Here is an 18552-nt window from a genome sequence, read left to right as displayed (position 1 = left end):
AGGCGGACGAGTTGGACGAGCGGGCCGGCCTGCACTGGAAGACGCGGACCCTCGTCGGCTGGGCGGCCGGACGGGCGTTCGCCTGGGTCGACGACGAGATCTCCGATGCCGACCGCGCCTGGGTGGCCGTCCATCATCCGGGCCGGGCGCTGCTGCATCGCGTCGACGCGCGCGCGGGGTTGGGAGATGGCGATTACCGCCTTCTGGAGGAGTGGCTGCGGGCGCTCCAGGGTCCGACGTAATGGGGGTGGTGGAGCAATCTCGGCGGAATCGGCGATCTTGCGGGGATCGTCGGATAACGTCGGAGGCGACAGGTGCCGCGACCGTCCGGGGGGTCCCGCTTCATTACTCTCGATGTGCGTTAACCCGCAATGTGCAATCATGTCGGCACCCCAGCCGCCTGATTACTTCCGCTAAGTGAGTCCACATGCCGGGTCCAGGCAATGTCGGCGAACGTGTCCGCAACCTGCGGCTCACCAGACGCCTGTCGCAGGCACAGCTCGCCGGTCACGACCTTTCCGACAGCTACATCTCATTGATCGAGTCCGGTAAGCGGACTCCGACGCCGACGGTCCTGCGCATGCTGGCCGAGCGGCTCGGCTGCACGCCGGAGTACCTCGCCGAGGGCGTCGAGCCGGAGCAGCGCGCGCACCTGGAGGTGCGGGAGCGCCATGCGCACCTCGCGCTGCTGGGGGGCGACCCGGGCACCGCCGAGTCGGGCTTCGACGAGGTGATCGCGCGCAGCGACGATCCGGACCTGACGTCCCGCGCCCGGTGGGGCCGCGCCCGCGCCCTGGAGGAGCTGGGCCGCGCCGACCAGGCGATCGCGCTGTTCGAGGAGCTGCGCGAGCAGGCCGAACGCGACCCGGGGAGGGCGAGCTGGCTGCCGCCGGTGATCGCGCTGGCGCGCTGCTACCACACGGTCGGCGACCTCGGGCAGGCGATCGCGCTCGGCGAGCGGGCGATGGACCGGCTCGGCAAGCTCGGGCTCACCGCGGGGCAGGAGTACACCGAGGCGGGCAGGATCCTGCTGCTGGCCTATGTCGACCGTTCCGACCCGGCGCGCGCGCACGAGCTCGGTAGGCGGCTCCTGTATCCGGAGGGTTCCAAGGACGACGAGTCCACGAGCGTCCACTACCAGCGCGCCAGCATGCGCGCGCTGGAGGAGGGGACGATCGGCGACTCCCTGTACTTCGCGGACCAGGCGCTGGCCGCCCGCACCGACGCGACGCCCGTGCAGGCGCAGGCGCGTCTCGATCTGGCCGCCGCGAAGGCGCTGCTGAGGGGCGTCATGCCGTTCTCAGAGCCGGCGCCCTCGGCGGGGGCGGACGTCGTGTCGCCGGGCGAGGGCGTGCCGGGCATCGAGAAGCCGCGCGCCGAGGGCTCCCGCCAGGCCGCGCAGGAGGCTTTGGAGCTCCTGCGGGGAACGGACGCGCTCGAAGGGGCCGAGGCCACCGAGAGCACCATCGCCAAGGCGCGCGCGCTGGTCCTCGTGGGGGAACTGGACGAGGCCATTGCCGAGCTGGAGCAGTTCCTGGACACGGGGATGGCTCTGGCGCCGCCCGAGAAGGCGAACACCCTCACGCCGCATCCCGGCAACGACCTCGCCGCGCGCACACAGAAGACCGTCCTGGCCCGCCTCGTCCTGGCGCGGGCGAGGGTCGCGCAGGGCGACCGCGCCGCGGCCCAGGTCGTGCTGCGCGCCGCGTCCGAGCAGCTCAGGACGCTGCCGGCCGGGCGTCCCGCCGCGCACCTGCTGCGGGAGCTGGGCGAGCTGTTCGAGCTCGTCCAGGACAGCGAGTCGGCCGCCGCGGCGTACCGGCAGGCGCTGGAGGCCGCGGGCCTGCACGCCGCCCCCTCGCAGGAGGCGAACCACGACCTCGGACGGGTCTGACCCGCGGCGCGTGTGACTGGCACGGAGGACCCGGGCGGCGCCCCGGAATAAACGCGGCGGCGCGCCTGTCGTACCATGGTGACGGAAACATGGGATGACTGGCTGACCGGATGTCGACGCCCCTGGCTCGAGGAGGGACCGTGACGCTGCGCACCGCCCGCCGGTCGTCGCTCGTCGACCAGGTGATCGAGCAGCTCAGGGGCGAGATCACCGGCGGTTCCTGGCCGGTCGGCGGGAAGATCCCGCCGGAGCCGGTGCTGTCGGAGACCCTCGGCGTCGGCCGCAACACCGTCCGCGAGGCCGTCCGGGCCCTCACCCACGCGGGACTGCTCGACAGCCGCCAGGGCGACGGCACCTACGTGCGGGCCACGAGCGAGCTGTCCAGCGCCGTCCGGCGGCGCCTCGAGACGGCCGAGCTCGTCGAGATCCTGGAGGTGCGGCGCGGCCTGGAGGTCGAGGCCGCCCGGCTCGCCGCCGCGCGCCGCACCGACGCCGACGTCGCCGCCATCGCCGACGCCCTCGGCCGCCGGGACGCGGCGTGGGCGGCGGGCGAGCACGCCGCGTTCGTGGAGGCCGACCTGGCGTTCCACACCGCCGTCGTCGAGGCGACCCACAACCAGGTCCTCACCGACCTCTACCGGGACTTCAGCACCGCCCTGAGGGCCAGCATCGGCGCGGCGGGCACCCTCCTGGAGCACGCGGACGTCCCGCACGGCCCCATCGCCGCGGCGGTGGAGGCGGGCGACGCGGCCGCCGCCGCCCAGGCCACCCATGCCTGCCTGGACCAGATCCTCGCCTCCACCGGCCCGTGGAAAGCCGCGCCCCCGGCCGCGCAGGCTCCCAAGGCGCCCAAGGTCCCGGAGGCCCCGGAGGAGCGCGAGCCCTAGCGGCGGAGCGCGTCCGGCATCACGCGGTCCGCCGCGTCCCATCAACGATCACCGGCGTGACCGGCCCCCGCGCCCGCCACGCCGCCCCCCGACCGGTTCGACGCGCCCATCGGCGCATGACGAAGGCGACATGAACACCTCGGCAACGACCCCCGTCCCCCGTGCCCTGACCGCCTGGTCGCTCGTCGGCCTGGTGCTGCTGACGATCAACCTGCGGGCCGCCATCACCGGGATCTCCCCGGTGCTCGGCGACCTGCGCGACGCGTTCGGCCTGTCCGGGGTCGAGGTCGGCGTCCTCACCACGCTGCCCGTCCTCTGCCTCGGCGTCTTCGCGTCCCTGGCGCCCGTCGCCGCGCGCAGGCTCGGCACCGAGACCGCCATCGCCGGCTCCCTCGTGCTGATCACGGCGGGGATCCTGCTGCGGGTCGTCGCGGCGCCGCTGCCGCTGTTCGTTGGAACGGTCCTAGCGGGTGCGGGGATCGCGATGGGGAACGTCCTCATGCCCGCCGTCATCAAGCGCGCGTTCCCGAACCGCGTCGGGTCCCTCACCGGCCTCGCGATGATGCTGATGGCCGCCAGCGGCGCCGTCGCCGCCGGGCTCGCCGTCCCGCTGAACGACGCGGGCGGCTGGCGCCTCGCGCTCGCCGTCTGGGCCGTCCCGTCGCTGGTCGCGGCGCTCGCCTGGGGGCCGCTCGCGCTCCGCGGCCGCCGCTCCCCCGACCGGCCCGCCGCGCCCTCTGCGCCCGCTGCCGGCCCTGCGGCGCGGGAGGGGTCGCTGCTGCGCTCGCCCGCCGCCTGGTTCGTCGCGGTGTTCATGGGCCTGGCGTCGCTGATGTTCTACGTGCTGATGTCCTGGCTGCCGGAGATCATGAAGGACGCCGGGTTCGCGCCCGCCACCGCCGGGATGATGGTCTCCACGATGATGATCGTCGGCATCCCGCTCGGCTTCGTGGTCCCCGTGCTCGCGGCCCGGCTGCGCGACCAGCGCGCCGTCGTCGCGGGCGTCGTGCTCACCATGGTCGTCGGGATCGGCGGCCTGATCTTCGCGCCCGCCGCCGGCTGGGCGTGGACCGTCGTGCTCGGCATCGGCACCGGCAGCGCGTTCCCGCTCGCCTACACCCTGCTCAGCCTGCGCTCGCCGAGCCCGTCCGTCGCGGCGCGCCTGTCCGGCATGGCGCAGACCGGCGGCTACCTGCTCGCCGGGTTCGGCCCGCTCGCCATGGGCGTCCTGCACAGCGCGACGGGCGGCTGGCACGTCCCGCTGACGCTGCTGCTCGTCCTCGTGGCGCCGGAACTGGTCTTCGGGATGCTCGCCGCCCGGCCCGGCTTCGTCCGCCCCGCCCCGCGCTCGGACGTCCTGGACGGCCGTCTCGTCGAGCCGAAGGGCCTGCCCGCCGCCGAACCCGCCCGCACCCGCTGACGCGGGGGCCTCTAGGGGGTTACCGGGTCAGCCGGTCATGTCGACGGCGTCCAGGTCCAGGACGCGCGCGTGCAGGACGAGCCGCTGGTGCAGCGCCGCCCGGAGCGCCCGGTGCAGGCCGTCCTCCAGGTAGAGCTCGCCCTTCCACTGGACGACATGGGGGAACAGGTCGCCGTAGAACGTGGAGTCCTTCGCGAGCAGCGACTGCAGGTCCAGCTCCCGCTTGGTGCTCACGAGCTGGTCCAGGCGGACCTGGCGAGGGGGGATCTTGGCCCAGTCCCGGGACGACAATCCGTGCTCGGGATAGGGCCTTCCCTCGCCCACCGCCTTGAAGATCACGCCCCGAGTCTACGTGCCCCGACTGGCCCGGTCACCGCATTCCACCGATTGGTAAACCAGTTACACCGCAGCTCAGAGGCCCCGTGAGTAACTGCCGTCACAGGGCGTCCGGCGGCCCGGGACGGGGTCCGGACGGCTTCCGGCGGGCGCCGCCGGAGGACAGCCAGGTGGTCGCCGCGTCCACCCGGCCGTGCACGCCCAGCTTCGGGTAGGCGTGCTCCAGATGCTTCTCGACCGTCCGCGGGCTGATCGCCAGCCGCCGCGCGATCTGCCGGTCGGTGAGGCCCCTGGCCAGCAGGTCCAGGACCGCGGCCTCCCGCCGGGTCACCCGCTCCCGCGCGGGCGGCGCGAGCCGCCGCATCGCCCGCGCGAGCCGGGGCCGCAGCAGCTCGGCGACCGCCCGGTCGTCGTCGCCGAAGTCGCCGCGCCGCCGGTTGACCGCCAGGCACACGCTGCGCGGCTCGTCCCCTGACCAGCCGGCGGGGAACGACATCGCGAGCTGGTGCTCGGCGCCGAGCGGCCGGTACACCTCCGCGTAGGCGGCGAGCGCGTGGTATTCGGCGCGCGACTGCAGGTCGGAGCGCAGGAGGGGCGTGCCGGGCCCGGACGTCGTGTGCGCGACCAGCGGATCGGCGGCCTTGTGCCGCGCGAACGCCGCCAGCGCGTCGCGGCTCAGCAGCCCGTCCGGGACCGTGAACGGCCCCCCGGCGCCGTCCGGGCGCACCGACCACACGAGGCTGTCGCCCGGCAGCACGCTGAGCAGCAGCGGCAGCAGCGCCGGGAGCAGCGTCCGCTCGTCCTCGGCGTCGATCAGGAGGTCGGCGACCGCCAGCGTCCGCCGCAGCCCGACCTCCCCGGAGCCGGTCATCCCTCCACTGTAAATTCCCTGGTCAGACGGGGACAAGGCGGCCATTCGCGGCCTGTCGCCAGACCGCGCATACGGGATTTCCCGTATTCGCCGGCGGGCGCGCGCCGACCGAGACTGGCAGTGAGGGGAGGAACCGACATGCGCAAGGTAGCCGACTGCAGGGACTACCCCAGCGAGATGAACTGCACGCTCACCATCGCCGGCGAGGAGCAGGAGGTGGTACGGGCGGCCGCCGAGCACGCGGCGTCCGTTCACGGGCACGAGGACAGCCCCGAACTGCGCGAGGAGATCCGCCAGGGGCTGAAGGACGAGGTGCCGCAGCACGCCTGATCAGACGGCATCCGATGTGGCCGGGACGGACCCCGTCCCGGCCACGTCCGCGTCCAGGTGCGACGCGAGTGGCTGCGGCGCGGACGGCTTGGCGTGGGTGGCTCCGGCGTCGGCGGGGGGCTCGGCGGATGGCCGTCAGCGGAGCTTGATCGCGCCGCCGTCGGCCATGACCGTCTGACCGGTCATGTACCGCGCGTCGTCACCGGCGAGGAACGCGACGATCGGCGCGACGTCCAGCGCCGGGTCCCCGAACCGGCCCAGCGGCACCTTGGCGGCCGACTGCGCGTACTGCTCCGGCCGCGCCTGCGCCCACTGCACCACCCCGGGCGTCATCGCCATCGGGCAGACCACGTTCACCCGGATGCCGTACGCCGCCCACTCGTTCGCCGCGACCCGGCTCAGCCCGCGGATCGCCTCCTTCGCCGCCGCGTAGGACGCCTGGTTCGGCTGCCCGTCCAGCCCCGCCCCGGACCCGAAGTTGACGATCGACGCCCCGCCGGCCTTCTTCAGCTCCGGCAGCGCGGCCAGCATGAAGTTGCGCGTCGCGAACAGGCCGGTGTCCATGGCCAGCCGCCAGTCGTCGTCCGTCTGCTCCTCGAAGGGCTTCTGGCGGGACGCGCTCGCGTTGTTGATCAGCGTGTCGAGCCGTCCGAACCGCTCCACGGCGGCGGCGACGGCGCCGTCCGCGACGGCCCGGTCCGAGACGTCCCCCTGCCGGAACACGACCGCGTCGCCCAGTTCCAGCGCGAGCGCCTCGCCCGCGTCCCGCTGGAGATCCACCGCGACGACGCGGGCGCCGCGCTCGGCGAACAGCCGCGTGACCGCCCCGCCGATCCCGGACGCGCCGCCGGTGACGATGGCCACCTTGCCCTGAAGGCTCCCGTTTCCCATGCTCAGCCCCGATTCCCGCCCGGTCGTACGCCGTGGCGTTTCCCCACAGCTACCAGGCACGACGAAGCTTCAGGACCGTCGATTCGACTCAGTGAGACCTCGCCGGGCGCCCTCCCGGGCGGCCCGCCGGCACCGGGGAAACGAGGAAGGTCCCGGCCGCTGTGCGGTCGGGACCTTCGTTCGGCTCGCGCCGGTGGCGGAGGATGCGAGATTCGAACTCGCGAGCGCTTGCACGCAACACGCTTTCCAAGCGTGCGCCCTAGGCCACTAGGCGAATCCTCCACGGGAGAGCCTACCGGTTCTCGGGCAGTGACCTGACATCAATTACGGCGGAGACCGGGATCGGCCCGTACACGTGCGGGAAGACCTCGTCGCCGACCGGCTCGTGGCGGACCGGCGCGTCCAGCCGCGCCACGTCGATGACCAGCAGGACCAGGTCAGAGCGGGGGACGGCGCCGTAGAAGCGGCCGAGCACGCCGTCCACCTGGCCCATGTCGGAGGAGCAGTGGACGAACCCCTCCTCGTCGAGCGTCCGGCCGAGCGTCGACATGGCGTACGACACACCCGAGTCCCGCACGGATTCCCAGTGGCGGCGCTCGGCGATGTGCAGGAGCGTCTGCTGCGTGGCGTCGGTCATGGGCGGGAGAGTACGCGGCAACCGTCCCGACCCTCGCCGCCGATGCCATAGACTCTGTGCAGACCCCTCGCACGGCGTCACCCTGTGAACCTCCCCAGGGCCGGAAGGCAGCAAGGATAAGCAGGCTCTGGCGGGTGTGCGGGGGGTCCCTTGCTTTCACCGCGCCACCGCGCCTGTGACGCTCTGCTTCTCGAGGGAGGGCGGACCCCCGATGAGTCTGGCTCTGTACCGCAAGTACCGGCCAGCGACCTTCGCCGAGCTGAAGGGGCAGGAGCACGTCGCCGAGCCCCTCCAGCAAGCGCTGCGCAACGGCCGGATCAACCACGCCTACCTGTTCAGCGGGCCGCGGGGCTGCGGAAAGACCTCCAGCGCCCGCATCCTCGCCCGCTCCCTGAACTGCGAGCTGGGCCCGACGCCCGACCCGTGCGGCAAATGCGACTCGTGCGTCGCGCTCGGCCCGTCCGGCAGCGGCCACATCGACGTGATCGAGATCGACGCCGCCTCGCACGGCGGCGTCGACGACGCCCGCGACCTGCGCGAACGCGCGTTCTTCGCGCCCGTGTCGGCGCGCTTCAAGGTGTACATCATCGACGAGGCGCACATGGTGACCCGCGAGGGCTTCAACGCGCTGCTGAAGCTCGTCGAGGAACCGCCGCCGCACCTGAAGTTCGTGTTCGCGACCACCGAGCCCGAGAAGGTCATCGGGACGATCCGGTCCCGCACGCACCACTACCCGTTCCGGCTGATCCCGCCGGGCGTGCTGACGGAGCTCGTCGAGGAGATCCTCACGTCCGAGGACGTCCCGTACGAGGCGTCGGCGCTGCCGCTCGCGGTGCGGGCCGGCGCCGGGTCCGCCCGCGACACCCTGTCGATCCTCGACCAGCTCCTCGCCGGGTCGGACGAGCAGGGCATCACCTATGCGCGGGCCGTCTCGCTGCTCGGCTACACCGACTCCACCCTGCTGGACGAGGTCATCGCCGCGTTCGCCGCCCGCGACGGGGCCGCCGTGTTCGCCGCGATCGACCGGGTGATCGAGAGCGGCCAGGAACCGCGCCGGTTCACCGCGGACCTGCTGGAACGCATCCGCGACCTGGTGATCCTCTCGAACGTGCCGGAGGCGGGCGGCTCGGGGCTGCTGAACGTCCCGCCGGACGAGCTGGAGCAGATGCGGCGGCAGGCGTCGTCGATGGGACCCGGGGAGCTGACGCGGGCCGCGGACCTGCTGCACACCGGGCTCACGGAGATGCGCGGCGCCACGTCCCCGCGGCTGCTGCTCGAACTGATCTGCGCCCGGATCCTGCTGCCGGCCGCGTACGAGGACGAGGCGTCCATGTTCGCCCGTCTGGACCGTCTCGAACGCCAGGCCGCGCAGGGCGGCTTCGGCGGCGGCGGGCCGGGCGGTGCGCCGGGTGACGGCTTGGCGCAGGCCTTCGCGCCGTTCGCGTCGCCGGGTCCGGGGTCCGCGCCGTCGGCGGGACCCGCAGGGGCGCCTGGTGGAGGCGCTCCGGGGGGTGCTCCGTCGGCTGGTGTTTCGTCGGCGGGCGTTTCGGCGGCTGGTGTTCCGTCGGTCGGGGGAGCTGCCGCAGGGAGTGTCCCGGCGGGCGCGGCCCCGGCGGAAATCGGCCCTGCGGGTGGGAGCCCGGCAGGTGGCGCCTCTGCGAGGGGCGTCTCCGTGGGAGACGGCCCGGCGGGAGGTGCTCCGGCGGGAGGATCTGCGTCGGCTGGCGCATCGGCGACCGGTGGTGTCGCTGGGGCCGGTGGTGCCTCTGCGGCTGATGGTGCGTCGGGCGGTGGCGTTGCAGGCGGTGGCGTTGCGAGCGGTGGCGTTGCGAGCGGCGGCGGGGCGTCTTCTGAGTCTGGGGTGAGGCAGCCCCCGCCCGCCCAGGGGGGCGACCCCACTTCCAGTGTCGACCCCGCCCGTGCACCGGCGGAAGCAGAACGCAGTTCTGTGGATAACCGCCGCTCCACCGCAGCCCAACCTCAGAACGCCGGCGGGCAAGGCGCCGGCGGGCAAGGCGCCGGCGGGCAAGGCGCCGGCGGGCAAGGCGCCGGCGGGCAAGGCGCCGGTGGTGCGGCCGGGCAGGCGTCCGCCGCGACCGGCGGGGTGGACGTGTCGACGGTGCAGCGGTACTGGCCGGACATCATCGAGGCCGTCAAGCAGAAGAGCCGCGCGACCTGGATGGTCATCATGTCCGGCGTGCGGCCGGCGTCGCTCGAGGGACGCGTTCTCACGCTCGCGTTCGACGCCGAGGGGAACCGTCTCGGGTTCGTCAACGGCAACCGCGACGTCATCCTCAGCGAGGTGCTCCGGGAACGGATGGGCGTCGACTGGCGGATCGAGACGGTGTCCGGCGGTGCGGGCGGCGGACGGGGCCAGGGCGGCCCCGGGCCCAACGCGGGACCGGGCGGTGGACGGCCCGGCGCGGGCGGCCCCGGAGGCTCAGGCGGCGGATTCGGATCCGGTGGCGGGTCCGGTGGCGGGTTCGGTTCGGCCCCCTCGGGCGGCTTCGGGTCGCCCGCTACAGGCGGATCTCAGTCCCCCGGCGGGTTCGGTTCGTCGGCGCCGTCCGGTTTCGGCGCCGGAACGGGCCAAAACGCGCCGCAGCAGGGCGGCCCGGCCTCGAATCCCGTCCCGCGCCCGGCTTCCGGCGGGAACGGCGCCAACGGCTCGAACGGCTCGAACGGGGCGAGCAGCAGGAACGGGTTCAGCGCGGGCGGTGCGGCGGCCGGGGACCTGGGGCCGCTCCCGCCGCCGCCGGACGAGCCGCCGCCGCCTCCCGAGCCGTCCCCGGTGGACGAGAGCGACGAGGTGGACCCGGAAGGGGACGCCGACGCGGACGGCACCGAGGCGGAGATGAGCGGGATGGCGCTCATCCAGCGGGAGCTGGGCGGTCAGATTATCCGGGAGATCGACAACTCCTGAGGAGCGACGCCGGCTCCCCGGGAAAGGCCGCGAAGCCCCCTCAGTGCGGGATGCTCTCGATCAGGTCTCCGGCGCCCTTGCGGAGCAGGTCACCGGCCACGCGGACGCCGAGATCCGCACCCTTCTCCGGCGGGGACCACTCCTGCGCATGCACGAAGCGCGAGCCGTCCGGCGTGAACACCATGCCGCGCAGGCTCAGCCGCCCGTCGCGTTCGATGCGGGCGTGGCCGGCGATCGGGCTGTTGCAGTGCCCCCGGAGGTCGTGCAGCATCGCGCGTTCCGCGCTGACGCACAGCCGGGTCTCCCGGTGATCAAGCAGGCGCACCAGGTCCACGGCATCGGAGTCCGCGCGGCGGCAGTCGATGGCGAGGACGCCCGAGCCCACGGCGGGTAGGAGGTCGAGGGTCTCGCCCGGCCGGTCGATTCCCAGCCGGGTCAGGCCCGCCCGCGCGACCACGACGGCGTCGAGGTCGTCGCCGGAGTCGAGCCGCTCCAGCCGCGAATCCACGTTGCCGCGCAGGAACTCGATCCGCAGGTCGGGACGGATCCGACCGAGCTGGGCGCGCCGCCGCACCGCCGACGTCCCCACGCGTGCTCCCGGCGCGAGATCGGCCATGCGCCGGATCCCGCCCGCCGCCGGGAACAGCATCACGTCGGCGGCGTCGTCGCGTTCGACGTACGCGGCGAATCCCAGCTCGTCCGGACGGGGGACGTCTCCGGGCACGTCCTTGAGGCAGTGCACCGCGACGTCGACGCGGCCGGTCAGCAGCGCCCGGTCGATCTCCGTCATGAACGCGCCCTTGCCGCCGAGCTCGCCCAGGTGCCCCCGGTGCCGGTCGCCGGCGGTCGAGATGCCGACCACCTCGACCGCCACGTTCGCCGACTCCCGCAACCGGGCGGCCACTCCGCGGGCCTGCACCATCGCCAGCGCCGACGTCCGGGTGCCCAGCCGCAGCACCCTTCCATTCCAGCGCTGGGAGGACGCCGGTGCGAGCGCGTCCGACCCGGCGGGCACCGGCGCCGTCACCCTCGAGCCACCCGCCAAGCCACCCGCCGCGCCCTGCGCCGCGCCCTCCGCAAAGGTTTCGTCGTCGCCCGTCATGTCCATCCCCTCTGGTGCGGCCCGAAGGCCGAGCCGCCGCCCGCGCGGTGAGCCGCTTCCTCCTCTGTGATTGAACCGTGCCGACCTCGCGGTGCATCGGGGAACGTGCCGTCCGGTGCCCGGCCGCCCCTGCGACACCCCGTCGCACGGTCGCGGAGGGATACCCGGTGACCTGGGACTTCGGCGCTATCCTGCACAGAGAGCGAGTGATCAACTACGGGCGGCGATGCCGTCGCCATACTGGGAGCGGGCGGATGCGGGCATTGATCGGCGAGCGTCGGCGATACGAGGTCAACGGCACGTGCCGGGCGGCGCCGGCCAGGCGGCACGAGCGACCCGCCCGCCCTCGCGTCCCCCGGCCCGAGCCCGCCTCCCCCCATGTCACCCCCCTTCACGGACACGGCGCCTGACCGCTCCTGGTCGGCGTCGCTACCGAGTCCCCTCGCTGAGGTCGGCGACCGGAGGGGACTCCAGTTCTCCGAAAGGGAAGTGCACCACCTCATGATCGACAACCTCAAACGCGGTCTGCTGGTCGCGGCCTCCATCAGCGGGGTCTTCGTCCTGGGACAGGCCGCGGCACAGGCGGCCGCGGACGGCCACGACGGCCACGGCCATGCGAGCGCCGGTTCGGGCAACCAGAGCGCCGCCGTCAGCGGGAAGACCGGCCACGGCGGCAAGGGCGGCAACGCCACCAGCCAGAACGGCGCCGCCTCCGGCAAGACCGGGAACTCCGGGAACTCCGGCTCCACCGGCGGGAACACCGCCGGCAACCTCTGCGTCATGGCGGACTGCGTGGCCCTCGCGTCCTCCGGGAACTCCGGCAAGACCGGGAAGACCGGCGACAGCGGGAACGCCTTCAACACGTCGAGCACCACCGGCGGCCACGGCGGCCGTGGCGGCGACTCGGGCGAGAGCCTGGCGAAGGGCAAGTCGGAGTCCGCGGCCGTGACCTACGCCAAGACGTACGGCGGCTGGAACGGTGGCGGCGCCGCCGGCGCGGCCTCCGGCAACAAGTCCCTGTCGCAGAGCGGGGAGACCGGCAAGGGCGGCGACGGCGGCCACGCCGACAGCAAGAACACCGCCCTCTCCGGCCAGACCGGCAACTCCGGGAACTCCGGCTCCACCGGCGGGAACACCGGCTACAACGTCTGCGTGATGAGCAAGTGCGCGGCCGCCGCCACGTCCGGCAAGTCCGGCGACACCGGCAAGACCGGCGACTCGGGTGCGGCCGCGAACACCTCGCAGACCAGCGGCGGCAACGGCGGCCGCGGTGGCGACTCCGGCAACGCCGGAGCCGAGGGGCACAGCAAGGCCCAGGCCGCGACCGGCGCGGAGAGCGACGAGCAGTCCTCGAAGGAGGGCTACCGGCTCGCGAACGGTGGCGGTGACGACAACGCCGCCGACTCCGGCGACCACGCCGCCGCCGACTCGGGCGACCACACCGTCGCCCTGACGGGCGACACCGGCAAGGGCGGGAACGGCGGCAACGCCGAGAGCAAGAACATCGCCGTGTCCGGTCAGACGGGCAACTCCGGCAACTCCGGTTCCACCGGAGGCAACACGGCCGCGAACATCAGCCGCCCCCACAAGGACGGCGAGAAGGACGGCGAGAAGGGCGGCGACGAGCGCGGCGAGCACGGCGAGCACGGCGACCGTCCGCTGATGCTGGCCTTCGCCTCCTCCGGCGACTCCGGCAAGACCGGGGACACCGGCGACAGCGGCAAGGCCTGGAACACCTCGCAGACCAGCGGCGGCAACGGCGGCCGCGGCGGCGACTCCGGCAACGCCGGGGCCAAGGGCCACAGCGAGGCCACCGCCATCAGCCGGTGACCCGAGGTCACATCGGCGACTGAACATCAGGTGACGCCGCCGCCCCGTCCCGGCTCGAACGCGGGACCGGGCGGCGGCCCACCTGGACGGACCCGACGAACGGTCGAGGCCCCGTCCGCGTGAGAGGGGCCACCAGACCGGGGGCGCGCGCCTTGTGGCGCGCGCCCTTCGTCGTGCTCGGGGCCTGGGGCGCTCGGCGGCGGACGGGATCGTCCGGGAGATCGGCGGATCCCGCGGCGCGGAGTCCGGACATCGGGCGGCCCGCACGTACCGCATCGTCCCGTGACCCCGTAGTCTCGGGGGACGGACGTCCGGTGGTCGTGCGCGGTCGCGAGAGAGCAAGGCCCTTCCGAGGGGGCCGGAAGAGGGGTGCACCGTGGAACCCGGTGGTCAGTTGAACATGCAGGAGCTGCTGCAGCAGGCGCAGGCCATGCAGGAGCAGCTGTTCGCCGCGCAGCGGGAGCTGGCGGAGGCGGAGGTGAAGGGCACCGCGGGGGGCGGGCTCGTCACCGCGACGGTCAACGGCCAGGGCGAGGTCACGGGGCTGTCGATCGACCCGAAGGCGATCGACGCCGACGACCCGGCGGACACCGCCGAGACCATCGCCGACCTGGTGCTCGCCGCGATCCGCGACGCGGCCCGGGAGGCGGCCGAACTGCAGCAGGAGAAGATGGGCCCGCTCGCGGCCGGCCTCGGCGGCGGGGGCGGCATCCCCGGCCTCGGTGGAGGCGGCGCGCCGGGCGGCGGCGGGATCCCCGGCGGCTTCCCCGGCCTGGGCGGCGGCTCGGGCGCCTGACGGCCCGCCGGGCGGACGGCCGACGCCCGAAGCGAGCGGCCCGCGGCCGGCACAAGAGATCGTGAACTGAAAGGAGGGGTCCGTTGTACGAAGGGGTGGTCCAGAACCTCATCGACGAGCTGGGCAGGCTGCCCGGTGTCGGCCCCAAGAGCGCGCAGCGGATCGCCTTCCACCTCCTCGCCGCCGATCCGGCCGACGTCGAGCGCCTCGGCAAGGCGCTCAAGGAGGTCAAGGACAAGGTCCGCTTCTGCAGGACGTGCGGGAACGTCGCGGAAGAGGAGGAGTGCCGGATCTGCCGGGACGCCCGCCGCGACCCGTCGGTGATCTGCGTGGTCGAGGAGTCCAAGGACGTCGTCGCGATCGAGAAGACCCGCGAGTTCCGCGGCCGGTACCACGTGCTGGGCGGCGCGATCAGCCCGATCGAGGGCGTCGGCCCGGACGACCTGCGGATCCGGGAGCTGATGCAGCGGCTCGCGGACGGCACGGTGACGGAGCTGATCCTGGCGACGGACCCGAACCTGGAGGGCGAGGCGACGGCGACGTACCTCGCCCGGCTGGTCAAGCCCATGGGGCTCACCGTCACCCGGCTGGCGAGCGGCCTGCCGGTGGGCGGTGATCTGGAGTACGCCGACGAGGTGACCCTGGGACGCGCATTCGAAGGACGGAGGCTGCTCGATGTCTGACACCAACAGCCCGCAGGACTGGAACGCCCTCGCCGAGCGGGTGGCGTGCCATGTCGACAACTACCTGAACGGGCTGGAGGCCGTGGCGCGCGGCGACGCCGGGACGCACACGATCCCGCTGCTGCTGCTGGAGGTCTCGCAGGTCATCCTGGCGGGCGCGCAGCTCGGCGCCAGCGCGGACGTGATCCTTCCGGACAACTGGGAGCCGGAGATCGGCGACGACCCGGACCTCGACGCGGTCCGCACGGGCCTGGCGGAGCGCCTCGCCGACCTCGACGAGTACGTCGAGGTGTTCGACCCGTACAAGGACACCGAGCCGACGTCGTACCGCCTGTCGGACGATCTGGTCGACGTCGCCAGCGATCTCGTCCACGGGTTGCGGCACTACAACCAGGACCGTCCCCTCGAGGCGCTGTGGTGGTGGCAGTACTCGTACTTCAACCACTGGGGCAACCACGCGGGCGCGTCGCTGCGGGCGCTGCACGCCTACCTCGCGAACGACCGCCTCGCCGTGGCCCAAGAGGCCGCCGTCGCCCAATAGCGGGGCGCGTGTCGGAGGGGTGTCCTAGCGTGGGGGTATGGATGATCTTTCGGCTTCGGGGGAAGATGCGCTGATCCTGCCGGACGCGTGGCGGCGGCGGATGTTCGCGCGGCGGGGCGGGCGGCCGGGGCCGGCGATCAAGGTGGACGGGTCCGCCGCCGAGGGTATGCGGGAGCGGGTCCGCGCGTTGGAGGCCGAGCGGCCGATCGGCGAGCGTGACGGTGTCGGCCCGGAGATGGCCGGGGCGGCGCGGGAGTACCTGGCCGGTGCCGCGAACCCGCTGGGCGCGGCCGTGGTCGCGGCGCTGCTCGCGGAGGACGCGCGGTGGGACCCTGCTGTCGAGAAGCTCGCGGCGCCGCTGGCGGACGCGTGGGTGGGCGAGCACGGGCTGCCGTTCGCGGCGTGCGCGTTCGCCGAGCTGAGCGGGCTCCGCTGGGGCGTTCCCGGCCTGAGGGTCGCCGGGACGCCGGATGAGGGGCCCGGCAGGTCGGTGGGGTCGACGCCGGCGTGGCGGATCGGGGCACGGCTGCGGGGGCTGCTGGCGGTCGCCGCCGAGGACGAGTACGAGAGGGCGGTCGAGGCCCTCGCGGGGTGCCGGCGCGGTGCGGCGCAGCGGACGGCGGTGTCGTTCCTGGTGCCGTCGCGGCTCGACTGGGTGCAGGAGTGCTGCGAGGCGCCGCCGGACCTGCGGTACGAGTCGGGCTTCCTGTGGATGCTGCACTGCGCCCTCGGCACATCTCGCCATGTGGAGACGCTGGCCTGGTACGGGCTGCCCTACGTGCACACGTGGAACCGGTCGTGCCTGGTGACGATGCTGGACGGGCTGGACGCGGCGGCCGTGCCGCTGCTCGTGGCGGCGTACGACGCGAACCAGTGGAACACCGACCTTCGCAAGCTGATCGTCGAGGTGCTCGCGATCGTGCCGGGCGATGAGGCGTTCCAGGCGCTGGTGGACCGCGCCGACCAGAAGCACGTGCGGCCCGCGCTGCTCGCGGCGATGAAGCGGTTCCCCGCGCGGGCGCTGCGGTTGCTGGCGGCCGCGGACGCGCCGCATCTCGCCGAGCTGCTGGCGGGGCATGTGCGGGCCCATCCGGAGCTGGCGGCGGCGGCCGGTGTGGCGGTGCGGGACGACGGCCGGCTGCCGGACGCTCCCCTGGACGCGCTGCCGGGCCCGCTGGCCGATCCGCCGTGGCTGCGGAAGGCGGAGGCGGCGAAGCCCGTCGTCGTCGGGGGGCTCGAGCCGCCCGCCGAGACCGCGATGCGGTGGGAGCCGGGCGAGCGGGAGGAGTGGGCGAAGACCGACGACCGGCATCGGGTCCCGGCCGGTGACGACTGGGACGCGCTGGTCGAGGAGTTCCGCGAGGGCCGCGCCTACGGGTACGGGCTCGGCGTCCTCACGTACGGGCCGGTGGAGAAGGTCCGGCCGTGGCTGGCGGGCTGGAAGCCGCAGCTGTGGGAGGCGGAGATGTGGCTGCGGCCGGTCGTGGCCCGGTTCGGGGCGGACGCGCTGCCGGTGGCGCTGCGCGTCGCGGAGGCCGATCCGGCGGGGCTGGCCGACCGGGCGCTGCCGTTCCTGGACGCGGGGGTGGCGCGGTTGATGGCCGCGTCGCTGGCCAAGCCGAAGCGGGGCCGCGCGACGGCGCTCGCGTGGTTCGGCCGGCACGGCGTGGACGCGGTGCCGCTGCTGGTCCCGGCGGCGCTGGGCAGGCCCGGCCCGGCGCGGCGAGAGGCCGAGGGCGCGTTGCGGATGCTGGCCGAGAAGCACGGAAGTGACGAGGTCATCAAGGCGGCGGCGCGCGCGCACGGCGATGAGGTCGCGGACGCCCTGCGCGCGTCCGTCATGGTGGATCCGCTGGAGCTCCTGCCGAAACGCATCCCGGTGGTGGGCGAGTGGGCCGTCCCGGAGTCGCTGCCGCAGATCAGGCTCCGCGGGCGCGACGACGCGCTGCCCGCCGGTGCCGTCCGGCATCTGCTGACGATGCTGGCCATGTCCGGCATCGACGAGGTGTACGCGGGCGTCGGGATCGTCAAGGAGGCGTGCGATCCGGAGTCGCTCGCGGAGTTCGCGTGGGCGCTGTTCGAGCAGTGGCGGCGGAACGAGGCGCCGGCCAAGGACGGCTGGGCGCTGGCACAGCTCGGCCGGCTCGGCGACGACGGGACCGCCCGCCGGCTGACGCCGCTGATCCGCGCGTGGCCGGGGGACGGCGGGCACTCCAAGGCGGTCGTGGGCCTGGACGTCCTGGCGGCGATCGGCACGGACGTCGCCCTGATGCAGCTGTACGGCATCGCGCAGAAGGTGAAGTTCAAGGGGCTGAAGGCGCGCGCGCAGGACAAGGTCCAGGAGGTCGCCGACGGGCTGGGCCTGACGGCGGAGCAGCTCGGCGACCGGCTGGTCCCCGACTTCGGGCTGGACGCGGGCGGCGGGCTCGTCCTGGACTACGGGCCGCGCCGCTTCACCGTCGGATTCGACGAGCAGCTCAGGCCGCAGGTGGCGGACGAGGACGGCACCCGCCGCAAGGCCCTGCCGAAGCCCGGCGCGAAGGACGACCCGGAGCTGGCGCCCGCCGCGTACAAGCGGTTCGCGGAGTTGAAGAAGGACGTGCGGACGGTCGCCGCCGACCAGATCCGGCGGCTGGAGCGGGCGATGGTGACGCGGCGCCGCTGGACGGCGGGGGAGTTCCGGCGCCTGTTCGTGGAGCACCCGCTGATCTGGCACATCGCGCGGCGGCTGGTGTGGGTCGCGGAGGACGGCGGCAAGGCGGCGGCGTTCCGGGTGGCCGAGGACCGGACGTTCGCCGACGCCTCCGACGACGTGCTCGCCCTGCCGGAGTCGGCGCGCGTCGGCATCCCGCACCCGCTGGAGCTGGGCGACGCGCTGGAGGAGTGGTCGGTGCTGTTCGCCGACTACGCGATCCTGCAGCCGTTCCCGCAGCTCGGCAGGGAGGTGCACACGCTGACGGACGCCGAGCGCGCCGCCCGGCGGCTGGCGCGGTTCGAGGGCTCCTCCGTCGACCCGGCGGACGTGCTCGGGCTGGAACGGCGCGGCTGGCGGCGCGGGAGCCCCATGGACGCCGGAATCCAGCACAGCATGTACCGGGCGGTGCCGGGCGGCCTGTACGTCAACGTCCACCTGAACCCCGGGATCGACATCGGCATGGACTTCGCCGGTGCGCAGCGGCTCGAGGTCATCTGGGTGGACGACCGCCCGGAGACCGGCGACTGGTGCGCCCGCGAGGGGCGGCGGCCGATCGGCGACCTGGACCCGGTGTCCGCGTCGGAGGTGCTGGCGGAGCTGGCGGGCGTCGCGTCCTGACTCAGAGGGGGCGGCCGGAATGCGCCCGAGCCCGGCCGCCGAAGCCGGCCGGGCTCGTTCGTGCGCGGCGGGTGGGCCGGGAGGCCGTGAACCGCCTC

At 74.0% G+C, this 18552-nt stretch carries 15 protein-coding genes, 1 tRNA gene, 1 other RNA gene and 1 pseudogene; 12 read left to right on the top strand and 6 right to left on the bottom strand.

Annotated elements, in window-relative coordinates:
* The 4 genes and pseudogenes from ABT299_RS03260 to ABT299_RS03245 form a co-directional block, all read left to right on the top strand.
* Positions 1–242 (top strand): annotated as a pseudogene (locus ABT299_RS03260) (hypothetical protein); the annotation flags it as partial.
* A gap of 185 nt (positions 243–427) precedes the next feature.
* Positions 428–1894 carry a helix-turn-helix transcriptional regulator gene (locus ABT299_RS03255; protein ID WP_190863161.1) on the top strand — a complete coding sequence of 489 codons (1467 nt, stop codon included), beginning with the start codon at positions 428–430 and terminating at the stop codon, positions 1892–1894.
* A 140-nt stretch (positions 1895–2034) separates the two neighbouring features.
* Complete coding sequence (locus ABT299_RS03250; RefSeq protein ID WP_433144252.1) at positions 2035–2781, top strand: FadR/GntR family transcriptional regulator; 747 nt, start codon at positions 2035–2037, stop codon at positions 2779–2781.
* Positions 2782–2911: 130 nt separating this feature from the next.
* Positions 2912–4201, top strand: a complete 1290-nt coding sequence (locus ABT299_RS03245) for a CynX/NimT family MFS transporter (protein WP_500249617.1) — start codon at positions 2912–2914, stop codon at positions 4199–4201.
* A gap of 27 nt (positions 4202–4228) precedes the next feature.
* Here the strand turns inward: ABT299_RS03245 and ABT299_RS03240 are convergent, their stop codons facing one another.
* Together ABT299_RS03240 and ABT299_RS03235 are read right to left on the bottom strand one after the other, a co-directional pair.
* Entirely contained in the window at positions 4229–4540 is a 312-nt protein-coding gene (locus tag ABT299_RS03240) for a type II toxin-antitoxin system VapB family antitoxin (RefSeq protein WP_151542554.1), read from the bottom strand.
* Between the two features lie 97 nt (positions 4541–4637).
* The gene (locus tag ABT299_RS03235; RefSeq protein WP_500249616.1) at positions 4638–5408 is read right to left on the bottom strand and encodes a helix-turn-helix transcriptional regulator; all 771 of its coding nucleotides are present in this window, start codon (positions 5406–5408) and stop codon (positions 4638–4640) included.
* 138 nt (positions 5409–5546) lie between these two features.
* Between ABT299_RS03235 and ABT299_RS03230 the strand changes: the two genes are divergently transcribed.
* Complete coding sequence (locus ABT299_RS03230) at positions 5547–5738, top strand: DUF1059 domain-containing protein (protein ID WP_190863170.1); 192 nt, start codon at positions 5547–5549, stop codon at positions 5736–5738.
* A gap of 135 nt (positions 5739–5873) precedes the next feature.
* On the opposite strand, the gene ABT299_RS03225 is transcribed toward ABT299_RS03230, so the two are convergent.
* From ABT299_RS03225 to ABT299_RS03215, 3 genes are all read right to left on the bottom strand, one after another.
* Positions 5874–6629 (bottom strand): SDR family NAD(P)-dependent oxidoreductase, encoded by a 756-nt coding sequence (locus ABT299_RS03225; RefSeq protein WP_387025643.1) that lies wholly within the window; start codon positions 6627–6629, stop codon positions 5874–5876.
* A 194-nt stretch (positions 6630–6823) separates the two neighbouring features.
* Positions 6824–6911 (bottom strand) — tRNA-Ser (locus ABT299_RS03220).
* Between the two features lie 10 nt (positions 6912–6921).
* Positions 6922–7266 carry a DUF952 domain-containing protein gene (locus ABT299_RS03215; RefSeq protein ID WP_500249615.1) on the bottom strand — a complete coding sequence of 115 codons (345 nt, stop codon included), beginning with the start codon at positions 7264–7266 and terminating at the stop codon, positions 6922–6924.
* A 58-nt stretch (positions 7267–7324) separates the two neighbouring features.
* On the opposite strand from ABT299_RS03215, the gene ffs reads away from it, so the two are divergent.
* Both ffs and ABT299_RS03205 read left to right on the top strand, forming a co-directional pair.
* An RNA gene (gene ffs, locus ABT299_RS03210) (signal recognition particle sRNA small type) lies at positions 7325–7420 on the top strand.
* A gap of 57 nt (positions 7421–7477) precedes the next feature.
* Positions 7478–10189 (top strand): DNA polymerase III subunit gamma and tau, encoded by a 2712-nt coding sequence (locus ABT299_RS03205; protein WP_500249614.1) that lies wholly within the window; start codon positions 7478–7480, stop codon positions 10187–10189.
* 40 nt (positions 10190–10229) lie between these two features.
* Here the strand turns inward: ABT299_RS03205 and hemC are convergent, their stop codons facing one another.
* Positions 10230–11291 carry a hydroxymethylbilane synthase gene (gene hemC / locus ABT299_RS03200; protein WP_500249613.1) on the bottom strand — a complete coding sequence of 354 codons (1062 nt, stop codon included), beginning with the start codon at positions 11289–11291 and terminating at the stop codon, positions 10230–10232.
* A gap of 501 nt (positions 11292–11792) precedes the next feature.
* Here hemC and ABT299_RS03195 point away from each other — a divergent pair.
* The 5 genes from ABT299_RS03195 to ABT299_RS03175 all read left to right on the top strand — a co-directional run bounded on the left by ABT299_RS03195 (position 11793) and on the right by ABT299_RS03175 (position 18454).
* A complete protein-coding gene (locus ABT299_RS03195; protein WP_500249612.1) occupies positions 11793–13121 on the top strand; it encodes a hypothetical protein in 1329 nt (442 codons plus the stop codon).
* A 400-nt stretch (positions 13122–13521) separates the two neighbouring features.
* Positions 13522–13917, top strand: a complete 396-nt coding sequence (locus ABT299_RS03190) for a YbaB/EbfC family nucleoid-associated protein (RefSeq protein WP_194737378.1) — start codon at positions 13522–13524, stop codon at positions 13915–13917.
* 83 nt (positions 13918–14000) lie between these two features.
* Positions 14001–14600, top strand: coding sequence for a recombination mediator RecR (recR, locus tag ABT299_RS03185; protein ID WP_151542562.1), 600 nt, complete (start codon positions 14001–14003; stop codon positions 14598–14600).
* On the top strand, positions 14593–15141 hold the full coding sequence (locus tag ABT299_RS03180; protein WP_190863184.1) for a DUF5063 domain-containing protein: 549 nt from the start codon (positions 14593–14595) through the stop codon (positions 15139–15141). Before recR ends, ABT299_RS03180 begins: the two co-directional genes overlap by 8 nt.
* 37 nt (positions 15142–15178) lie before the next feature.
* Entirely contained in the window at positions 15179–18454 is a 3276-nt protein-coding gene (locus ABT299_RS03175) for a DUF4132 domain-containing protein (RefSeq protein ID WP_500249611.1), read from the top strand.
* Positions 18455–18552: the final 98 nt, after the last annotated feature.

Origin of the sequence: Spirillospora sp. NPDC000708 (assembly GCF_040299565.1) — a bacterium.
In the GTDB taxonomy this organism is placed as follows: Bacteria; Actinomycetota; Actinomycetes; order Streptosporangiales; family Streptosporangiaceae; genus Spirillospora.
The sequence above is the reverse complement of the archived record's forward strand: the minus strand, read 5'-3'. Positions and strand labels throughout refer to the sequence as shown.